This is a genomic window from Clostridium magnum DSM 2767 (genome assembly GCF_001623875.1).
In the GTDB taxonomy this organism is placed as follows: domain Bacteria; phylum Bacillota; class Clostridia; order Clostridiales; family Clostridiaceae; genus Clostridium_AM; species Clostridium_AM magnum.
Window position 1 is genome coordinate 842,970 of sequence record NZ_LWAE01000002.1, and the last position, 20,375, is coordinate 863,344.

Genomic DNA, 20,375 nt, shown 5'->3' on the forward strand with positions numbered 1-20,375 from the left:
ACGAGAGAGGATGGTAGCAAATGTTCAGGGTGCTGATAGTTCTAAGCTCCATCATTTGTATTGCTGAAGGAATACCTTTAGCGAAAAAGAAGTTATGGAAGGAATTAACTACAGTAATATTTTTGGTATTTATTGCTATATTTCTTGGAATAATAAAGGTATTAGATATGACTAATCCAATAGATATTTTAAATAATTTGATATATCCCTTTGGAAGAAAAGTCTTTAGACATTAATGCAGTGAAACTTAAATTAGAAGAGAGGATTAAAGTGGGGAGATAGTATAAAGGAAGAGGAGGTAGATAGTTTTGGCTAACAAAGAAATCATAAGTTCAAATCAGTTTGTCTTGATGCTTTTTAGCATAATCACCTCTTTTTCAACTTTACAAATACCAGGACTACTTATATTTCACTCAGGGAGGGACGCATGGCTGTCAGTAATTATTGCATGGCTTTTGGATGTGCTGCTAGCTATAGTTTATGCTTATATGGGAATCAGATTTCCAGGTGAAAATTTTACTCAGTATAGTATTACTATTCTAGGTAAGTATTTAGGGAGAGTAGTTGGTGCAATGTTTCCAATCTACTTTTTAATGGTAGCTTCAGTTTTAATGAGATCCATTAGTATATTAATTACTAATATGATGTTACCGAAGACACCAATGGAAATAGTTCTTCTTTCCGGGTATATGTTAATAGCCTACGGCGTTAGAAAAGGAATAGAGGTAATTGCAAGAGCTTGCCAGGTTTTGAGCCCAATTTATTTATTGAGTTTTGCTATATTATTTACACTAGTTGCTCCTTTTGTGAAAATAAACCGACTTAAGCCTCAGCTTGTAGAAGGCTTTTATCCTGTTTTATCAGGTTCTATATTCATTCTGGCCTTTATTGGAATATGTATTATGATGGGCATGTTTATTCCCATTTGCAATCGTCCGCAAAATGGATTTATTGCTAAGTTTATTGCAGTAAGTATAGGTTCAGCTATAGTTTGCATCCTTGTTGTTTTAAGTATAGCGTCTTTTGGTCCAGAGCAGGCAGGAAATATGCTTAACCCAGGTTTACGGCTTGCTCAATTAGTTAAAATAGGAACTACCATTGAACGTTTAGAAGTGATATGGTTTATTATTGCCATAGGAGCTGGTATCATGACATCGGTTATCCTAGTGTGGGCATTTAGTCTTGGAATATCTCAAATTATAGGTTTGAGCACCTATAAACCTATTGTGTATCCAGCTACTTTAATTGCTCTTGTACTTAGTATAACTTCCTTTGATAGCAGTATGGATGTTTCTAACTTTGCCTTTTATACATATCCTTTCATTGGTATATTTGTTGGGACTGGACTAGAGATGTTTTTGTTTATAATGGCACTGTTTTTGAAAAAAAGAGGAAACACTATATAAGTTTTATTTTGCCTTTGTCTAACAAATAAATATATATGAAACGCAAAAATGCTAAAGCAATCAAAATTGATTACTCTAGCACTTTAGACAATGTAAAGGGAGTGATATTTTTATATTTACTTTGGGCCCAAATGCCTCGTTATATCTTCTAGTTCTTATCCTTATTTTCATTTGCTGAATTATTTTCTTTATCGGCCTTCATATCGTCACCTTTATTTTCTTTCACACTATTTTCTTTATTAGTTTTTATCTCCTGTCCTTTATTTTCTTTTAATGCTGCATTAGTTGTGCTGTCCTTTGTAACAGTTGCATCGGAAGTCTCAGTATTTGTAGTGGAAGTAACTTTGTTATTTACCGCTGGAGAAGTTTCAGTGGTTGTATCAGCATCTTCTGAAGAATTTGCTGCTTCTTCAGCTTTTTCCTTTTTAGCTTCTTTCTTTAGTTGTCCTACTCCACCTTTCATAGCTTCTTTCTTTGCAGCAACTACTTGGATGAATTTTTCATTTTGAGTAGCTAGAGTTAGCTTAGCATGAACTAAAGTTTCTTCAGCAGTTTTTATTGCTTGCTCATCACCAGCTTTTTTAGCCTCTTCTAGATTCTTTTCAGCTTCTTTCACTGCTTTTTTATTTTGGTGTAATATTTCTCTTTCTTTAGCAACTTCTACTATCGCTTCTTTCTTTCTTGTTTGCATTTCTATAACTAGTGATAAAGTTCCTTTAGCATTTCCAGAAACTTTAGACTCTATACTTTTTAAAACTTCTATGGAGTTCATTTGCTTATTAATTATTACTGATTCTAACTTTTCTAGTTCATCTAATTTTACAGCACTATCAGTAGTTGTACTAGTAATAGATACGTTATCTATTACTGCATCTATCTTATCCTGAGCTTCAGCTATTTTATCATTATATTCCATTAATGCTTCATTTAAAAGTTCAGCCTTTTCTTTATCAGCCAGTACTTCACTTTCTCCAAGGCGTTCTTCTGCTATTTCTACTAGAGCTTCAGCTTTTTTTTCATCTCCAGAAGCTAGGCTAACCTTTAAGTTATCTAATGCCTTATCAATAGGATATAGTATGGTGTTTTCAGCAGTAGTACCAGCTTTATCTGCAAGTGTTGCAGTATTAGTGTCTGCTAAGGCTCTTCCTCCTATACTTAAAGATACAGCTATAGCTGTAACGAATAATGCTATCTTTTTCATCTTTGTTCCTCCTAAAAATGTTTGTCATTTTGTTCTCATAGATATTTACGGGGGCAATTTATTCTTTTGGGGGGTCCGTAAAAAATATGCAAAGAAGTATTTTGAACTTTTAATTTTATTCAAAATAATATTATGGAGTGGAAACTTGAATCAGGTGGAAGTACTAGAGCGTGTAGTTATCGGATAAAATTTTTAACATACCCTCATAAAACTTGTTTATTAAACCGTAATAACTAATGAGATGGTTAGATGAAAGGGTGGTTAAATGAAGAGGTGGTTAAATGAGTCTGGAGAAAGACTTAAACAATAACAGAAATGATTTTATAGAAAAAAGTAAGAAATTTATATATAATGTTGCTGCTAACATTTGTAAAAAAAAATTACAATGGGAGAATGACGATGAACTTAGTGTAGCATTAATTGCTTTTAATAAAGCTTGTGAGTCTTATGTTGAAGATAAAGGAAACTTTTTCGGTTATTCAAAAGTTCTGATTAAAAACGCAATCATAGATCATTTTAGAAAAAGTACAAATAATCCATATTTAATTTTTAGTACTGAAGATAATCAGCTTGAATATATTGATGCTAAAAATTCTATGACTAGTTACGAACTTGAACAGGAAAACATTAAAAGAGGCGAAGAAATAAAATTATTTAATGATGAGTTAAAAAAATATGGACTATCCTTTGAAGTACTTGCAGAATCATCCCCGACACACAGAGATACAAGGGATAAACTATTGAACTTAGCCTTTAATTGTGCAAACCAACCATCTATCCTGGAATACGTTCATAAGTATAAAATGCTACCTGTAAAGCAAATTTGTCTTCTGACAAATTCTAATAGAAAACTAATTGAAAAATGGAGAAGATATATATTGGCATTGATTTTAATTTTTTCAAATAAAGAATATGTTTATATAAGATCTTATTTAAATATAAAGGTAGGTGAAGGTAATGAATATTAAAAATGGACTGGTTATAGACATAAAGGGAAATGCTGCTTATATAATGACTTCTAGTGGTGAGTTTTTCAAAATAAAAATTGATAAAAATAAAGCTTTGCCTGTTATAGGGGGAGAGTATAGCTCAAGAACCTTTGAAAATTCTTTTGTGTTTTTAAGTAAATTTAAATATGCTGTAGCAGCATGCTTATTATTTTTTATGGTAAGCTTAGGCGGGGGGACTTATGCCTATTATACTCCTACTTCTACTGTTACTATTGATATAAATCCATCCATTGAATTCAAGTTAAACAGATGGAGCAGGGTACTATCTTCAAATTCATTAAATTCTGATGGAGAGGAGGTTTTATCGGAAATAAAAACGAAGAACAAACCAATAGAGGATGTTTTAATAATGGTAATAAATCAAGCGAAAGAAGACAAATATATTAATGATGAATATATTAATTTAGGTAAATTAATTACTATAAATATAGTTGGAAAAGAAGTTGGTTTATCAAATCTCGAGGAAGAAGTATCAAAGGATACTATAAATGTGAAAATTGATAGTAATGGAAAGAACATATATAATAAGAGTAATAGAAAGCTAGATGATGCTACACCTAAAAAAAATAGTGATAAAAATTCTAATGTTAGTACAAATGCTAACTCAGCTATAAATAAATCCTCTACAGTTGAAAATAATTCAAATATTAATGCTAATAAAATTGATAAGTCCGTAGATAATACTGGAAAAAATGATAATAGCTCTAATGGTAAGTATAATAATGCTTCAGGAAATGGTAACAAAAAAGACAATAATAATTCTAATATTGAAAAGCCAGATGAGAAATTCGATAAAGACAAAACAGATGATCATCATAATTCAAGCAAAGAAGATAAAAATAGTAAAAATAAATAAAATTCACTTAATAATCAGATGAAGTTGAAACTTCATCTGATTTAAATTTCACTTCATGAGACTATACTAAATTTTCGCTATATTCCCTTGTTTAATAAAAATTTGGTATAATATAGTATAATATTATATTATAGAGGTAATTTTAAATGAAAAAACAGGAATTTTCCAATTTACATTTATTGAATGAAAATGTCTCTATGACACTTATTGCAAATACAGGTGTTTTAGTTGAGTATGATGGAATAAAAATTTTAGTAGACGGAATTCATTATGACAGTGAATATCACTTTAGTAAGGTGCCAAAGAAAATACTAAATGATATGATGGAGGGAAATGGCAAGTTTAAAAATATTGATTATATTATGTTTAGCCATGAACATTCAGATCATTTCTCTCCTTATTATACTATGGAGTATCTGAAAAATAACAATGTGAAGTGTATTTTTATGCCTTTGGAAGGATCAGAAAAACTTGCAAATCTACAGTCTTATATAAATAACTATTCTTTTTCCTGCAGATTATTAAAGCTTCCAGTAGGAGAGAGCTGTTGTTATCAACTTAGACAAGATATTTCTGTCACTATATTTAATGCAGTTCATATGGGTAAACAATATAGTTTTATGGATAACTATTGCTTTTTATTAACACTAGGTGAAAAAAACATTCTATTTACTGCTGACGCTGACTATGTAGATTCTTATTTTAAAAATCCATTGACAGGAAAAGATATAGACGTGGTTTTTGTAAATCCGTTATTTTTTAATAATATAGCGGGAAGGAAGGTAATTGAAAATGTCATAAAACCAACAATGGTAGGCGTATATCATATTCCATTTCTTCAAGATGATAAGTTGATGTTTCGAAAGATAGTTAAGAGGGATATGAATAAATTTAAAAATGACTTCTATGATGTTTTTGCTTTGTGTGATGAAGGACAAACAGTGATAATATAGTATAGTTTTATTTCATATATTAGATGAAAGCCTCGTACTTTTTAAAAGTATGGGGCTAATTTTATATGCACTATATTAAGAGATAAGTATAAAAAAGATAAAAAGGAAAAATTATCAATAAAGGATTGGCATGTACATGGAAATTTTTGTATTGACAATATTAGTGTAAAATGTTAGTATTTAAATATAAAATACAAAGTACAAAATACAAAATACAAAATCCTCATACTAAAATAAGATTACACCTGTGTTAGATTAGTATATAAATATAGGATTTTGTTATAAAATTAGGCGCTATGTAATCGTTTTAAAAGAAATTATGTGCATTAAAAGGCATATAAAATAAAAAATAAGGGATGAAAAGCAATGAATTTTAAGGGGAAAAATATAATTGTTACAGGTGGAGCAAGTGGCATCGGAAGAGCAGTTGTTGAAGGCATAGTAGAAGGTGGAGGTCATGCTATTATTGTTGACTTAAACTTAGATGCTGCAATAAGAACAAAAGATGAAATTAACGGAAGTGCAGTTTCAGTTTACAAAGTTGATTTGGGAAACAGTGATGAAATCCGTCGAGTATTTAATCAAATTGCAGAAAATTTTGGACAAGTTCACGGATTAATAAACAACGCAGGTATTGTAAGCACAAAGCCTTTTGTAGAAGTTGACCAGAAGGAATGGGATAAGGTGATTTCTGTTAATCTTACAGGTGTTTACGCGGCAATTAGTACATTATTTCCTTATATGCAAGCACAAAATTATGGCCGTATTGTAAATGTTGCTTCTGTTGCGGCAAAATGCGGAGGGGGGCTTTTAGGAACAAGTGTTTATGCAACTTCTAAAGCGGGAGTAATTGGTTTAACAAAAGCTATTGCTCGTGAGGGAGCAAAGTTTGGAATTGCATGTAATGCAGTTTGTCCTAGTTTAACAATGACTGCGATGACTAAGGATATGGAAGAATCAAAAAAGAAAAAAATACTTAGTATGATTCCGCTTGGACGCGCAGCATCACCAAAAGAAATAGCAAATGTTATATTATTTTATGCATCTGATTTAGCAAGTTTTGTTACTGGTGAAATTAGCGATGTTGATGGTGGAGTTACAATGGATGGTTAACTATTAGAAAAAATAGATTTATATAAAATTATGGAGGTGTAATAAATGAACGCATCAAAAGAACTCGCTGCTCAATTTTATGAAACAATGTGTAAAATTCGCTACTTTGAAAATAAAGTAGAAAAATTCTTTTTAGCAGGACATATTCCTGGTTTTGTTCATCTATATACTGGTGAAGAGGCAATTGCAACAGGGATCTGCGCGGCAATGGAAAAAACAGATTATATAGAAAGTACACACCGTGGGCATGGGCATACAATTGCAAAAGGTGCAGATATCAATAGAATGATGGCTGAAATCTTTGGTAAAGAAACAGGTCTTTGTAAAGGAAAGGGAGGATCAATGCATATTGCTGATTTCTCCGTTGGTATGTTAGGAGCAAATGGTGTTGTAGGTGGTGGTTTCAATCTTGCAACTGGTGCAGCTTTAGCATGTAAAATGCTTAATAACAAACGTATTTCAGCTGTTTTTTTCGGGGATGGGGCGTCTAACCGTGGTACGTTCCATGAAGCTGCTAATTTGGCCGCTGTTTGGAAGTTACCTGTAATCTTTGTATGCGAAATGAACTGTTGGGCATCTACTACTCCTTATAGGACAACTACTTCAGTAGAAAATATTTCTGATCGTGCAGTAGGCTATGGTATGCCTAGTGTAATTGTAGATGGAAATAATGTATTTGCTGTTTATGAAGCTGCAGTTGAGGCAGTAGAAAGAGCAAGAAAAGGAGAAGGCCCTACGTTTATTGAATGCAAAACTTATAGAATTAAAGGACATTTCGTTGGTGACCCTGAGATGTATCGTACAAAAGAAGAGGTTAAAGAAATTTTTGAAACTACAGATCCATTGAAAAAATTTGCAGAACGTGTTCTTAAAGATGGATTAATGAGTGAAGATGAGCTTGCAGCAATTAGAGAAAAGTGTGAAAAAGTTATTGAAGATTCAGTGGAATTTGCAGAAAGATCTCCTTACCCAGATGAATCTGAATTATTCAATGACTTATATGTAGGAGGTGGGCTTAATGCGTAAAATTACTTTTTCAGAAGCAACTCGAGAAGCAATGGCAGAGGAAATGGAAAAGGACCCTACAATATTTATAATGGGTGAAGATTTAGCAAGACAAGGTGGTATTTTTGGTCAGTTTAGAGGATTACCAGAGCAGTTCCCTGGACGAGTCATTGACACTCCGATTTCAGAAACAGCTATCATAGGTGGTGGTGTTGGTGCAGCACTAGCAGGAATGCGTCCAGTAGTTGATATGCACTTTGCAGACTTTATTGGGGTTGCAATGGATGAAATTTTTAACCAGATGGCAAAGGTTAGATATATGTTTGGTGGCCAGGCAAAAGTGCCTCTAGTCTTAAGAGCTCCAGATGGTATGACAATTCAGGGAGCGGCACAACATTCTCAAAGCGTTGAGGCTTGGTTTATGCATATTCCAGGTATAAAAGTTGTAACACCTTCGAATCCTGCTGATGCAAAGGCATTATTAAAGGCAGCTATTCGTGATGATAACCCAGTTTTATATTTTGAAAACAAAATTCTATATAAAGAATATGGCGAAGTACCTGAAAAGGACGCTGATGAAATTTTAGAGATTGGAAAAGCAAAGGTAGTTAGTGAAGGAACAGATTGTACAATTGTTTCCTATTCTATTGGAATGAAGAATGCTATTGCTGCTGCAAAGCAACTTGAAAAAGAAGGAATTAGTTGTGAAGTAATAGATCTTATTACAATTTCTCCTCTTGATAAGGATACAATAATTAATTCTGTTAAGAAGACCCACAGACTTTGCATTGCCCATGAGGCAGTTCGTCAGGGTGGTGTAGGAGCGGAAATTTCTGCACTTGTAGCTGAGGAAGCTTTGGATTACTTGGATGCACCAATACTTCGTTATGGGGCACCTTTTGTACCTTGTCCTTTTGCACCAACCCTTGAAAAATTGGTTAGAATACATCCTGAAGACCTTGTTAAGGGCATCAAGGGCATGTTTTAAATTTATATAGTTAGGGGGAATAAAACATGGCAAATATTGTTGTGATGCCAAAGCTAGGTTTAACTATGACTGAAGGTGTAATTGCAAAATGGTATAAAAATGTTGGTGACAGGGTTGAAAAAGGAGAAACACTTTTTGAAGTTACTACAGATAAACTTACCAATGAAATTGAAAGTGAATATAGCGGCGTTGTTTTAAAACTTTGTGCTGAAGAGGGAGACAGCATTTCCTGTACAGATCCAGTAGCATATATAGGAGAAGCAGGAGAACAAATTAAAGGTACTGGTATTACAGCTGACGAGGATATCAATGATGAAGAGAAAATAATTGAAGTTGAAAAATCAGAAACTGCAGTAAAGACAAAAAGAGAAAAAGGAAGCTATGTATTGGCTTCTCCTTTAGCAAAAAAAATGGCTAGAGAAAAGGGTTATGATTTAGGACATATTGAAGGAACAGGTCCTAATGGAAGAATTGTTGCAAAAGATGTGGAGAGTTATACGACTGGAAAGAATGTTAAACTCTCTCCTACTGCAGCAAAAATAGCAAAGGAATTTGATGTTGATGTTGAAGCTTTGTATCAGGGGGAACGACTAATGAAATCAGACATCTTAGATTCTATGAAGCCTACCGAAACTTCCAAATCAGAAATTGAGATTCTAAATGTAGATGCTGCTCAAGTTGAAGAGACCATGAAATTAACTCCAATGAGAAAAACTATTGCTTCACGTATGAGTGAAAGTTGGTCAACTTCACCTAGAGTTACTTACAACAAAGCGATTGATACAAGTGCAATGAAAGAACTACGTTCAAAAATTGGTCCTACTCTTAAAGATAGCAGCATTAAGCTTACATTTAACCATATATTAATGAAGGTTTGCGCTAAGGTGCTTATGGAGATGCCAACAATTAATGCAAGTTTAAGTGGTGATACATTGATACTCCATCCACATGCTAATATTGGTCTTGCTGTTGGATTGGACTCAGGATTATTAGTGCCAAATGTAAAAAACTGTGATATTAAGTCTCTATCACAAATTGCTGTTGAGACAGAAAGATGCATTGCTGCTGCTCGTGATGGAAAATTAACAATGGATGATTTGGTAGGCGGTACCTTTACTATCACTAATTTAGGTGCATATGGTGTTTCGACATTTTCACCAATTATAAATCAACCTGAATTAGCTATTTTAGGTGTGGGTGCTATCGCAGATACACCGGTTGTTGTTAATGGTGAAATTGTGATTAGGCCAATGATGAATTTGAGTTTGACTGCTGATCACAGAATAATTGATGGATTGCTTGCAGCAAAATTCCTTAAACGTATTACAGAATATTTGGAAAATCCATACATGCTGTTGGTATAGCATTTTAAGAATTAAAAAATAAAAGTAAAAAGTGACCCGCAAAAGTAGAAGTATGCTTTGTATTGCGGGTTCACTGTTTTTATGAAAGTGAAACTTGAATGGAAAAATAATATTAAAGGGGTTGAGTAATATGGCCATTAAAGTCCTTATGCCAAAGCTTGGTTTAACCATGACAGAAGGGGTTATTGCAAAATGGTACAAGAAAGTAGGAGATTCAGTAAAGGCTGGGGAAACTCTTTTTGAAGTTACTACAGATAAACTTACTAATGAAATTGAATCAGACTACAGTGGAATTATATTGAAACTATGTGCAGATGAGGGGGATGCTGTATCTTGTACAGAAGCAGTTGCTTATATAGGCCAGGCAGGAGAAAAAATAGAGGACGAAGTGTTTGATGAAAATGAAAAAGGAGAAAAGACGGCAAAAGAAGTTGATAAAGAAGCAGGAAAAATTAGTGAGGAAATCAACGTTGTTGTAATTGGTGGAGGTCCGGGGGGATATGTGGCAGGTATTAGAGCGGCACAGTTAGGAGCTAAAGTTACTTTAATTGAAAAGAGCAAAATGGGCGGAACCTGCTTAAATGTTGGATGCATTCCTACAAAAGCATTGCTACATAGCGCAGATGTTTATACAGAAGCAAAAAATGCTGCAAAGGTTGGTATTAAGACCACAGTTACTGTGGATTGGAAAAAGGTCCAATCTCATAAGAATAAGATTTCAAGTGGACTTTCAAAGGGTGTAGCAGGATTAATGGCAGCAAATAACATTAAGGTTCTAGAAGGAACAGCCGAGTTTGTAAATTCTTCTACATTAAAGATTGTAAAGACAAATGGTGTAGAAGAGACTGTTGTGGCAGATAAAATTATTGTGGCATCGGGATCTATATCTGAAATGCCTCAAATACCAGGAATCAACAGTAAAAACTGTATAGACAGCACAGGAGCATTGGAGCTTCCGGAAATTCCAAAATCAATGGTGGTTATAGGTGGAGGTGTTATCGGCATTGAGTTAGCATCTCTATACAGTACATTTGGTACAAAGGTAATAGTAATAGAACAGCTGCCTAAATTATTATCCTTAATGGATCAAGAATTAGCAGGAATTATTGAGAAAAAACTTACTGCTTCTGGCATTGAAATTTATAAAGAAACTCAGGTACTTTCAATAGAAGATTCTTCTGAAGGGGTTAGGGTGAGGGTATATGTAAAGGAAAATGAAATGTGCTTTGAAGCAGAAAAAGTTGTTGTGGCAGTAGGTAGGTGTGCTTATACAGAAGCTTTGAAGCTTGAAAATGCAGGAATTGCTAACGACGAAGGGGCTATAAGAGTAAACAGCAAACAACAGACTAGTGTAGCAAATATTTATGCAGTGGGTGACTGTTTAGGAAAAGAAATGCTTGCTCACATTGCTTCAGCACAGGGTGAGGTTGCAGCTGAAAATGTTATGGGGATTGAATCTATTTATAATGAAAAGACAAATCCTTTCTGTGTTTATACAAATCCAGAATTTGCAGGAGTGGGTCTCACAGAAGAAAAAGCAAAAGAAAGGAAGATTGACTATTTGGTAGGAAAGTTCCCACTAATCGCAAATGGTAAATCAAAGATTATGGGATGTTCAGAGGGGATGATAAAGATTATTGTGGATTCAAAATACAAAGAAATTTTGGGAGTTCACATTGTTGGACCACGTGCTACAGATCTAATTACAGAGGGTGCACTGGCAATCCGTCTTGAAGCTACTATTGATGAGTTAATATCCACCATTCATGCACATCCTACAGTTGGAGAGGCAGTGAAAGAGGCAGCTTTAGCTATTGAAAAGCGTGCAATTCATTTCAAATAGAAATATTAAAAAAATAGGTCAATTAACTATACACCTTATTAAATTACTTTTAATAAAGTGTATTATGTATTTTGAATTTTGTATTTACATAAATAGGTTTTTTAAGTATAATATTAGTATATATTTTATCATAATTAGATACTTTATACAATTTTAGAGTTTTTAATTTACTTTTGTGTCAGAAAATTACCTGTTAAAAATGTTGTGATTTTCTAAAAAGAGAAATCTTAAATAATTTAAAAATGAGGTTATGAATTATGGATCAACCACAGTCATTGCTTGAATTTGCCCTTACAAAAATACGTGATAATATACAAAGTGGAAAATATCCACCAGGTTCGAAGCTTTCTTCAAAGGATATTTCAGAAGAGTTAGGTATTAGCCGTACGCCTATAAATGCCGCAATTAACCGACTAGTTGCAGAAGGATTGGCTGAAGCAATTCCACGACGTGGTAACATTGTAACCCAACTGTCGGCAAAAAAGGTTAACGATATTGCAGATGTACGTACTATGATAGAAACTCATGCTGCTAAAGTTGCTGTTAAGAATGTAGAAAAGCACCCAGAGATTATTTCAGAAATGGAATCATTACTAGAAGAGTTCGAAAATATTGGGGATGAAGATTTCAGTATTGCTACAAAATTGGAATCTAGATTTCATACACTCTTGGTTATGCTCTCTGAAAATGATCAACTAATAAAGCTTTTTCAGATTAACTGGAGTGTAGGAGCATTATATCATGTGCATAGATATTCAAAAATACCACTTTCATACCAATATAAATCATTTAATAAGGGGCATAGAAAAATTGTTAAGCTTCTTAAAGAAAAAGATGCGGAAGAGCTTTGTAGCTTTGTAGAAGAACATCTTGCTGTATGCTACGATTTTAGAAAGTAGTCATAGGATAAAGTTATTTGAAATTTCCTGGATTTATACTATGAAAATATAAAATTTTCTTAATTTAAAATATTACTAGCCCTTATGAAAAATCATAAGGGCTAGTAATATTTTAAAAAGAAGTATTAGAAGAAAGAGAACTAAGTGTAATTGTTCATAATATAAAATATTCAGAAAATTAAGGTTGATTGTAAGCATTTGGTATGTTATAATTTAAATATAAAATACAAAATACAAAATACAAACAAAAATATAGATGTTGTAAAATTGGAGATAAAATATAAACTGGTTAAGTCTGTTTTATAAACAACATAGAATTGATACAAAAACTTCTCAATATAAAGCGATTGGGGGAAGTAGATATGAGTAAAGAAAAACCATATTGGCTTAAGGTAAGATATAATGAAAAGTCTGTAGCAGAGATTAACATGATTATGGACACACTAGCATTGAATACTGTATGTAAAGAGGCAAATTGTCCTAATTTGGGAGAATGTTATAAGAGGCGCACAGCAACATTCATGATTATGGGAAATAAATGTACAAGAAACTGCAGATTTTGTAATGTGACACATGGACAACCTTTAAAGCTTGATCTGGAGGAGCCTAGCCATGTAGCTGAAGCTGTAAGACATCTCAATTTAAAGCATGTTGTAGTTACAAGTGTTACAAGAGATGATTTAAGCGATTGTGGTGCCGGACATTTTGCTAAGACCATAAAGAATATTAGAAAATTATGTCTTGATACAACAATTGAGGTATTAATACCTGACTTAAAAGGTATAGAAAGAAACCTAGATATTGTAATTGATGCAAATCCAGATGTAATTAATCATAATATTGAAACTGTAGAGCGCTTATATGATTTGGTACGTCCAGAAGCAAATTATGAAAGATCACTATTTGTACTGAAATATGTGAAAAAAAAGGCCCCGCATATTCTAAGTAAAACGGGCATTATGGTAGGTTTAGGTGAAACTGATGAAGAAATTTATAAAGTTATGGATGATGTCTTGGGTGTAAACGATGACATTTTTACTATTGGACAATATTTAAGACCTTCCAGTGAGCATGCAGAATTGGTAGAGTATGTTACCCCTGAAAAATTTGAAGAATATAGACAGGTAGGAATACAGAAGGGATTCAAATATATTGCTAGTAGCCCTCTTGTCAGAAGTTCTTACAAGGCAGAAGAGGCTTTAGAAGCAAGGAGGGCCAAGTAATGGTTTATATAGAAAGTGATTCAACAAGTCCATATTTTAATTTTGCTCTTGAGCAATATTTAATGAAGGAAAAGGATTTGGAAGATAACGAAATATTTATGCTTTGGAGAACAAATCCTACAGTTATGGTGGGAAGGTATCAAAACACTATAGAAGAGATTAATGAAAAGTATGTAAAAGAAAATGGTGTAAATGTTGTGAGACGTGTTTCTGGGGGAGGAACAATTTATACCGATATGAATGGGTGGCAATATAGTTTTATTAACAAGAATTATAAGGTAAGTTCTATTGATTTTAAAGCCTTCACATTACCAATTATAGAGGCACTAGAAAAACAGGATGTAAATGCATATTTTAACAGCAGAAATGATTTGTTAATTGGTGGGAGAAAATTTTCTGGTAATGCCCAATATATTAAAGGTGATCGCATACTTCATCACGGTTCTATTTTGTTTAATACAGATATTAAGGCTATGGTTGAAAGTATAACCGTTGCAGATGAAAAAATAATTTCAAAGGGCATAAAGTCAGTAAGGGAGAGAGTAACAAATGTTGCTGAACATTTAAATAAAAATATAGATTGTATTGGGTTTAGAGACATTATGCTTGAGAGTTTGCTTCAAGGCAGGAAGAATATCTACAAATTGAATGAGTATGATATTAGGCGTATTAATGAAATTGCAAAAGAAAAATTTGAATCATGGGAATGGAATTACGGAAACTCTCCGAAATTTAATATAACTAAATGGGGAAGGTTTCTTGGGGGTAAAGTGGAATTTAGGCTTGATGTGGAAAAAGGAATCATAAAAAACTGCAAAATTTATGGTGATTTTTTTGGAATAGGAGAAATCAATATGATTTCAAAAGCACTTTGTGGGTGCAAATATGAAAAGAAAAGTATTGAAAATATATTAAAAGAAATTGAAGTTGAAAGACATTTCTATAAGATATCAAGAGACCAGATTTTAGATTGCATTATTACTAATTAATAAGATTATTACTATGAAAAGTTTTGATGATAATTTAATGATATTACTATGTGTCTTTTTTATATTTTCACATTATTTGTATAGGGGAGTTAATGAAAGTTTTTGACTATTAGCATAGAATTACTCACTAATATTAAACAATCTATCTTTAACATCGATTTAGTTCTGAGAATTCTTACTAACTGTCAACTTTTATTATATATTAGAAAACTGAGTTAAATCTTTAAATATACAAAATACCTTATATGTTATATATGTTAGGGAGTAGAAGCTTTTAAGATGAAATCAGTTTCAAAGAAAAAAGGAGGTGAATAAGTTCAATTTGTGTTTGCTTTGGCACATTGAGAAATTATTTATAACTCGTAAATTTTCAATTAAACTTAATAAAATTTTGGGGGAGGATTAAGGATTATGGATGTTAATAGTAGTCTAACGAAGAAAAAATATTTACATGTTATTTTACCTTTATTTATCGGCTCAATGTTGGCGTTTCTTGACAGGCTTAACATATCCTATGCCGCTTTGACAATGAATAAGGACCTAGGATTTACTGCGGAAGTTTTTGGGATGGGAGCAGGTATTCTATTTTTCGGTTATATTTTATTTGAAGTACCAGGTACTGTATTTGCCGAAAAGCGCAGTCCGAGTAAATGGATATTTAGAATTATGGTTACTTGGGGGCTTGTATGTGTGCTTATGGCTTTTATCCATACATCAGTTCAGTTCTATTTTGTTCGTTTTTTGATTGGAGCAGCAGAAGCAAGTTATTATCCTGTTTGTTACTCTGTTGTTATTCCTCGTTGGTTTAATACTCAGGAGAGACCTAAGGCAATATCAATAATGTTGACTTCTCTATTGGTCTCTAATATTATTGGCTCACCTCTTGCAGGTGTACTAATAGGAATTACATGGCTAGGCTTCAAAGGTTGGCAGATGTTGTTTATACTAGAAGGTGCAATGGCTTTCATTTTTGGATTTATAGTTCTTTTCTGGTTGAAAGATTCACCAAAAGATGCTCATTGGCTAACAGAGGAAGAAAAGAACAAGTTAATATCAGAGTATGAGCAAGAGATTGCTATAAAAAATTCTGCGAAGAAATATACTCTATGGCAAGCGTTGTCAGACAAGACAGTACTTAAGATGTGTTTTACTTACTTCATGTGGATCACCGGTTTTTGGGGATTTGGATTCTGGCTACCAACAGTATTGAAATCAGTATCTGGATTGAGTAATTCCAGTGTTAGTATGTTAATTATAGTTCCAATGACTTTAGCATTAATTGGTTTTATTGTTAACGGTAGTTCTTCTTCCAAGAGAGGAGAAACAAAATTGCATATAGCAATTCCATTGTTTATTGGTGCTATCGGTATGCTTGCAGGAACTATGACTACAAATCCATTATTAAGTTTCATCTTTACATGTGTTACTGCTGTCGGTGTATACGTAGGAATGGGAGTATGGTGGACTGTACCTACAGCGTTCTTATCTGGTGAAGCAGCAGCTGGTGCCACAGGTTTAATTAATTCTATAGGAAATATAGGTGGATGGATTGGACCATATTTAATTGGCTTTATTAAAACTCATACAGGTTCTTATACTGGGGGATATCTATATTTGTCTTTCTCACTTGTAGTTGCTGGTATTTTGATGTTAACACTTAAAAAAGAAGCTCCTACTAGTAAATTAACACAACAATCTTCAAATACTATTAGTGAATAATATTTATTATTGCAATGATTATTAATTGGTAACTTGTATTATTGTATTTAAATACATCTGCTAATTTTCTTGAATCATAAACAAATGTATCTAATAGTAATCCTACTATAAGGTGAATAAGTATTTTCATCTTATAGTAGGGTAATTTATTTTTCTTCATCCCTTTTCATATGGCTGGCCATCTGCCAGTGGAGCAGTTGTTTTTCCAACAAATCCTGCTAGAGCAAGCATTGTTAAAACATAGGGAATCATTGAATATATTTCAGTTGGTATATTTAGTACTAGACTTTGAGCGTTTATTTCTAAGGCATTACCAAAGGCAAAAAGTAAACATGCCCACATAGTTCCTTTAGGTTTCCAGTTACCAAATATCATGGCAGCTAGTGCTATAAAACCACGTCCTGAAACCATACCTTCTTTATATACAGGAGTCATACCTAAAGATAGGGCAGCTCCACCGATACCGGCAAGCATTCCTGAAAGTATTACGCATAAGTATCTTATTTTATAAACACTTATTCCAAGAGTATCTGCTGCCTTTGGATGCTCACCTACTGCCCTTATTCTAAGACCTAATGCTGTCTTAAATAGTACAAATTCTGATACAAATACGAATATTAGTGCAAGTATTACAAACCAGTTTAAGCCTGCTATAAAAGGTCCAACAACGGGAATACTTTTTATAGCTCCAGGTATATTATAGGAAAGACCGGTTACTATATCAGTCTGACCACCTTTTTTAAATATCTTAAAAATAAGAAAGCTTGCAAAGGCAGTTGCAAACAGATTTATTGCGGTACCGGATATAATCTGGTCTGCTCTTAAATGTATGCTTAAAAAGCCATGAATTAAAGCTAAAAGACCACCGGCTATAGCAGCGAATAATATTCCTACTACTGGACTTCCGGTAGCATAGGATCCAAAGACCGCAAAGAAGGCACCCATTACCATCATACCTTCAAGACCAATATTAACAACACCAGACCTTTCGGAGAATACTCCTCCAAGGCCAGCAAATATAAGTGGGGTTGCCATTCTTAATGTAGATGCTAATATTACCACAATAAGGGATGTATTATCCATTTACAATCGCCCCTTTCTTCCTTCTCTTGTTTTCAAAGTATTTGATAACATAGTCTGTAGCAACGAAAATTATTACTATGGATTGAATTAAGTATACTATCTCTTTTGGTATAGAGTTTAACTGAAGTATTCTGGAGCTACTATTTAAGGCCCCAAATAGCAATGCTGAAGGTATGCATCCAATAGGATTACTCTTAGCTAAAAGTGCAACTGCGATACCATCAAAGCCATAGCCTATAAAACCCATAAGGTCTGTACTGCTGTACATAACACCTGCTAGGTGAGATGCACCACCTATTCCAGCAATAGCTCCTGATAAAACCATAGCTAGTACTGTATTTCTTGCTATGTTAATTCCGCCATATTCTGCTCCTAGAGCATTTATTCCTACTGCTCTTATTTCATATCCTACAGTGGTCTTCCAGAGGAGCCAGTATATGAGAACAGCAAAAATGATACCTATTATAAGACCTATGTTTGCTCTGCTGGCTGGACTAAACTGAAGTAACTGAGCACTTTCTTGTATTATTGGTGTTGAAGCTTTAGATGCAATTCCAATAGGGGTTCTAAGCACAATTATATTAACTAAATATAAAGCAAGATAGTTCATCATAATTGTATTGATAACTTCATTTGTTCCAAACCTAGCTTTTAGGTAACCAGGTATTGCTCCCCATATTCCTCCACCAACAATACCAGACAGTATTATTAAAGGTGCGTGTATCCAAGGGTTAAGACCAGGGATTAATCCAACTATAGCTGCACAAATCATTCCTAAAGTAAACTGTCCCTCAACTCCAATATTAAATAATCCACATTTAAAAGCTATAGAATGAGCAACTCCTGTAAATATAAGTGGAGTTACAAAAACCATTGTTTCCAGCGTTTTAGAAGTATCTCCAAAGCTTCCTCTAATAATTACAGATATAAGGTCAGCTAAGGCTTCAAAATATTGAGTTATTGAATATTCTTTTGCCCACATTACAAAAAACACTGCCACAAACAAAGAAACAAGTATCGAAAATAACGGAAAGATTAAGCTTTTTAATACTCCTTTTACTGCAATTGCAGTCTTATTTCTATTCTCCACTTTATTCAACATTCTTCACCTCTTTTTTACTATCCAAAGTTCCTCCGGCCATAAGTATTCCAAGCTTCTTTTCATCAGCTTCTTTTCTGTCCAATATATCAACTATATTACCATCATACATAACCGCTATTCTGTCTGAAAGCGCTAATACTTCATCAAGTTCAAGAGATACTAATAGAACTGCTGTACCTTTGTCTCTCTCTTGAACCAGTCTTTTATGTATGTATTCTATAGCACCAACATCAATACCCCTTGTTGGCTGAGATGCTATCATTAAATCAGGATCTTTGGCGATTTCTCTTGCTGCTATTAGTTTTTGTTGATTACCACCGGATAATGCAGATGCTGCTACTTCATCATTAGGTGTTCTAATATCAAACTCCTCTATTAGTCTTTGACAGTGTTTACGTATTTCACTGTAATTCATCACTATACCGTTACTAAAAGGTTTTCTATAGTAGGTGCCTAAAACTGAGTTTTCAAATAAGGAATACTTAAGAATAAGTCCTCTTTTGTGTCTATCTTCCGGAATATGAGCTAAGCCTGAGTCTGTGATTTCCCTGGGACTTTTTTCGAACAGATCTTTATCTTTTAATTGTATCTTTCCAGATTCAGATTTTCTAAGACCGGTTAAGGCTTCTATAAACTCTGTCTGACCATTTCCATCTACACCAGCTAATCCTACTATTTCTCCAGCTCGTACAGTTAGATCTACTCCCTTAACAGCCTCAACTCCTCTATGATCCTTTACTACAAGTTTTTCAACCTTTAATATTTTGTCCCCTAGCTTTGCCTCATCCTTTTTAACAACTAAATTTACTTTTCTGCCTACCATAAGCTCTGCTAGCTGGTCTATGTTGGTCTCCTTAGTTTTGACAGTTCCTGTTACTACACCTCTCCTTATTATAGTTACCCTGTCACTCATTTTCATAACTTCCTTTAGCTTATGAGTTATTAGAATAACGGATTTACCTTCTTCTTTTAAGTTATCTATAATTGCACCCAGTTCATCTATTTCCTGTGGTGTTAAGACTGCTGTAGGTTCATCTAGTATTAACACATCTGCGCCCCTGTACAAGGCTTTTAGAATTTCAACTTTTTGCTGCTGGCCAACAGACATATCCTCAATAACAGCCTTAGGATTTATATTAAATCCATATTTATCTGCAATTTCTGTAACATCTTTTATTGCCTTTTTCATGTCAATTTTTAAACCTACTTTAGGTTCCATTCCTAAAACTATATTTTCTGCTACGGTAAAATTATGAACTAGCATAAAATGCTGATGAACCATACCTATTCCAAGCTTAATAGCATCGTTAGGATTAGTAATCTTAACTGGTTTACCGGTTACGAGAATCTCTCCCTTTTCCGGTTGATATAATCCATAAAGTATATTCATAAGGGTAGTTTTTCCTGCACCATTTTCACCAAGTAAAACATGAGTTTCACCTTTAAATAAGTGGAAATTAACCTCATCATTGGCTACAGTTCCCGGAAAAATTTTAGTTATCCCAATCATTTCGATTACCTTATTCATTTTTACCCTCCTGTATTCCTTATACTGCCCTAAAAGATTATTAATCTTTTAGTCTCCTGTATTCCTTATACTGCCCTAAAAGATTATTAATCC

Annotated in this window: 18 protein-coding genes; 14 read left to right on the forward strand and 4 right to left on the reverse strand. The window is 33.5% G+C overall.

Features of this window, described 5'->3' with window-relative positions; all coding sequences use genetic code 11:
- Positions 1-20 precede the first annotated feature (20 nt).
- Positions 21-236: a hypothetical protein gene (locus tag CLMAG_RS11320; protein ID WP_066622108.1), complete on the forward strand. Its 216-nt coding sequence runs from the start codon at positions 21-23 to the stop codon at positions 234-236.
- 72 nt (positions 237-308) lie between these two features.
- Positions 309-1,406 carry a GerAB/ArcD/ProY family transporter gene (locus CLMAG_RS11325; RefSeq protein ID WP_139264272.1) on the forward strand — a complete coding sequence of 366 codons (1,098 nt, stop codon included), beginning with the start codon at positions 309-311 and terminating at the stop codon, positions 1,404-1,406.
- A gap of 148 nt (positions 1,407-1,554) precedes the next feature.
- Here the strand turns inward: CLMAG_RS11325 and CLMAG_RS11330 are convergent, their stop codons facing one another.
- Positions 1,555-2,607, reverse strand: a complete 1,053-nt coding sequence (locus CLMAG_RS11330; protein ID WP_066622110.1) for a DUF5667 domain-containing protein — start codon at positions 2,605-2,607, stop codon at positions 1,555-1,557.
- Between the two features lie 281 nt (positions 2,608-2,888).
- On the opposite strand from CLMAG_RS11330, the gene CLMAG_RS11335 reads away from it, so the two are divergent.
- The 12 genes from CLMAG_RS11335 to CLMAG_RS11390 all read left to right on the forward strand — a co-directional run bounded on the left by CLMAG_RS11335 (position 2,889) and on the right by CLMAG_RS11390 (position 16,569).
- Entirely contained in the window at positions 2,889-3,575 is a 687-nt protein-coding gene (locus CLMAG_RS11335; RefSeq protein ID WP_066622111.1) for a sigma factor, read from the forward strand.
- Positions 3,565-4,473 carry an anti-sigma-I factor RsgI family protein gene (locus CLMAG_RS11340; RefSeq protein WP_066622116.1) on the forward strand — a complete coding sequence of 303 codons (909 nt, stop codon included), beginning with the start codon at positions 3,565-3,567 and terminating at the stop codon, positions 4,471-4,473. Before CLMAG_RS11335 ends, CLMAG_RS11340 begins: the two co-directional genes overlap by 11 nt.
- A gap of 146 nt (positions 4,474-4,619) precedes the next feature.
- Positions 4,620-5,426, forward strand: a complete 807-nt coding sequence (locus CLMAG_RS11345; RefSeq protein ID WP_066622117.1) for an MBL fold metallo-hydrolase — start codon at positions 4,620-4,622, stop codon at positions 5,424-5,426.
- A 366-nt stretch (positions 5,427-5,792) separates the two neighbouring features.
- Positions 5,793-6,539, forward strand: a complete 747-nt coding sequence (locus CLMAG_RS11350; RefSeq protein WP_066622118.1) for an SDR family NAD(P)-dependent oxidoreductase — start codon at positions 5,793-5,795, stop codon at positions 6,537-6,539.
- Positions 6,540-6,584: 45 nt separating this feature from the next.
- Entirely contained in the window at positions 6,585-7,565 is a 981-nt protein-coding gene (locus CLMAG_RS11355; RefSeq protein WP_066622120.1) for a thiamine pyrophosphate-dependent dehydrogenase E1 component subunit alpha, read from the forward strand.
- Positions 7,558-8,532: an alpha-ketoacid dehydrogenase subunit beta gene (locus tag CLMAG_RS11360; protein ID WP_066622121.1), complete on the forward strand. Its 975-nt coding sequence runs from the start codon at positions 7,558-7,560 to the stop codon at positions 8,530-8,532. The genes CLMAG_RS11355 and CLMAG_RS11360 overlap by 8 nt, the downstream gene beginning before the upstream one ends.
- A gap of 26 nt (positions 8,533-8,558) precedes the next feature.
- Positions 8,559-9,896, forward strand: a complete 1,338-nt coding sequence (locus tag CLMAG_RS11365) for a dihydrolipoamide acetyltransferase family protein (RefSeq protein WP_066622122.1) — start codon at positions 8,559-8,561, stop codon at positions 9,894-9,896.
- Positions 9,897-10,026: 130 nt separating this feature from the next.
- Positions 10,027-11,739: a dihydrolipoyl dehydrogenase gene (lpdA, locus tag CLMAG_RS11370; protein WP_066622123.1), complete on the forward strand. Its 1,713-nt coding sequence runs from the start codon at positions 10,027-10,029 to the stop codon at positions 11,737-11,739.
- Positions 11,740-11,996: 257 nt separating this feature from the next.
- On the forward strand, positions 11,997-12,638 hold the full coding sequence (locus tag CLMAG_RS11375) for a GntR family transcriptional regulator (protein WP_066622124.1): 642 nt from the start codon (positions 11,997-11,999) through the stop codon (positions 12,636-12,638).
- A 362-nt stretch (positions 12,639-13,000) separates the two neighbouring features.
- Positions 13,001-13,861, forward strand: a complete 861-nt coding sequence (lipA, locus tag CLMAG_RS11380) for a lipoyl synthase (RefSeq protein WP_066622125.1) — start codon at positions 13,001-13,003, stop codon at positions 13,859-13,861.
- Positions 13,861-14,850: a lipoate--protein ligase gene (lplA, locus tag CLMAG_RS11385; protein ID WP_066622127.1), complete on the forward strand. Its 990-nt coding sequence runs from the start codon at positions 13,861-13,863 to the stop codon at positions 14,848-14,850. The genes lipA and lplA overlap by 1 nt, the downstream gene beginning before the upstream one ends.
- A gap of 411 nt (positions 14,851-15,261) precedes the next feature.
- Positions 15,262-16,569: an MFS transporter gene (locus tag CLMAG_RS11390; protein WP_066622130.1), complete on the forward strand. Its 1,308-nt coding sequence runs from the start codon at positions 15,262-15,264 to the stop codon at positions 16,567-16,569.
- A 156-nt stretch (positions 16,570-16,725) separates the two neighbouring features.
- Here CLMAG_RS11390 and CLMAG_RS11395 read toward each other — a convergent pair whose 3' ends face one another.
- The 3 genes from CLMAG_RS11395 to CLMAG_RS11405 are packed head-to-tail and all read right to left on the reverse strand — an operon-like array spanning position 16,726 to position 20,282.
- Positions 16,726-17,652, reverse strand: coding sequence for an ABC transporter permease (locus CLMAG_RS11395; RefSeq protein ID WP_066622134.1), 927 nt, complete (start codon positions 17,650-17,652; stop codon positions 16,726-16,728).
- A complete protein-coding gene (locus tag CLMAG_RS11400) occupies positions 17,645-18,754 on the reverse strand; it encodes an ABC transporter permease (RefSeq protein WP_066622135.1) in 1,110 nt (369 codons plus the stop codon). Before CLMAG_RS11400 ends, CLMAG_RS11395 begins: the two co-directional genes overlap by 8 nt.
- Entirely contained in the window at positions 18,744-20,282 is a 1,539-nt protein-coding gene (locus CLMAG_RS11405; protein ID WP_066622136.1) for an ABC transporter ATP-binding protein, read from the reverse strand. Before CLMAG_RS11405 ends, CLMAG_RS11400 begins: the two co-directional genes overlap by 11 nt.
- Between the last annotated feature and the right edge of the window lie 93 nt (positions 20,283-20,375).

Excerpts from the sequence above, each read along its gene's own strand:
- CLMAG_RS11320 (WP_066622108.1), top strand. The coding sequence starts at position 21 with ATGTTCAGGGTGCTGATAGTTCTAAGCTCCATCATTTGTATTGCTGAA.
- CLMAG_RS11330 (WP_066622110.1), bottom strand. The coding sequence starts at position 2,607 with ATGAAAAAGATAGCATTATTCGTTACAGCTATAGCTGTATCTTTAAGT.
- CLMAG_RS11335 (WP_066622111.1), top strand. The coding sequence starts at position 2,889 with ATGAGTCTGGAGAAAGACTTAAACAATAACAGAAATGATTTTATAGAA.
- CLMAG_RS11340 (WP_066622116.1), top strand. The coding sequence starts at position 3,565 with ATGAATATTAAAAATGGACTGGTTATAGACATAAAGGGAAATGCTGCT.
- CLMAG_RS11345 (WP_066622117.1), top strand. The coding sequence starts at position 4,620 with ATGAAAAAACAGGAATTTTCCAATTTACATTTATTGAATGAAAATGTC.
- CLMAG_RS11350 (WP_066622118.1), top strand. The coding sequence starts at position 5,793 with ATGAATTTTAAGGGGAAAAATATAATTGTTACAGGTGGAGCAAGTGGC.
- CLMAG_RS11355 (WP_066622120.1), top strand. The coding sequence starts at position 6,585 with ATGAACGCATCAAAAGAACTCGCTGCTCAATTTTATGAAACAATGTGT.
- CLMAG_RS11360 (WP_066622121.1), top strand. The coding sequence starts at position 7,558 with ATGCGTAAAATTACTTTTTCAGAAGCAACTCGAGAAGCAATGGCAGAG.
- CLMAG_RS11365 (WP_066622122.1), top strand. The coding sequence starts at position 8,559 with ATGGCAAATATTGTTGTGATGCCAAAGCTAGGTTTAACTATGACTGAA.
- lpdA (WP_066622123.1), top strand. The coding sequence starts at position 10,027 with ATGGCCATTAAAGTCCTTATGCCAAAGCTTGGTTTAACCATGACAGAA.
- CLMAG_RS11375 (WP_066622124.1), top strand. The coding sequence starts at position 11,997 with ATGGATCAACCACAGTCATTGCTTGAATTTGCCCTTACAAAAATACGT.
- lipA (WP_066622125.1), top strand. The coding sequence starts at position 13,001 with ATGAGTAAAGAAAAACCATATTGGCTTAAGGTAAGATATAATGAAAAG.
- lplA (WP_066622127.1), top strand. The coding sequence starts at position 13,861 with ATGGTTTATATAGAAAGTGATTCAACAAGTCCATATTTTAATTTTGCT.
- CLMAG_RS11390 (WP_066622130.1), top strand. The coding sequence starts at position 15,262 with ATGGATGTTAATAGTAGTCTAACGAAGAAAAAATATTTACATGTTATT.
- CLMAG_RS11395 (WP_066622134.1), bottom strand. The coding sequence starts at position 17,652 with ATGGATAATACATCCCTTATTGTGGTAATATTAGCATCTACATTAAGA.
- CLMAG_RS11400 (WP_066622135.1), bottom strand. The coding sequence starts at position 18,754 with ATGTTGAATAAAGTGGAGAATAGAAATAAGACTGCAATTGCAGTAAAA.
- CLMAG_RS11405 (WP_066622136.1), bottom strand. The coding sequence starts at position 20,282 with ATGAATAAGGTAATCGAAATGATTGGGATAACTAAAATTTTTCCGGGA.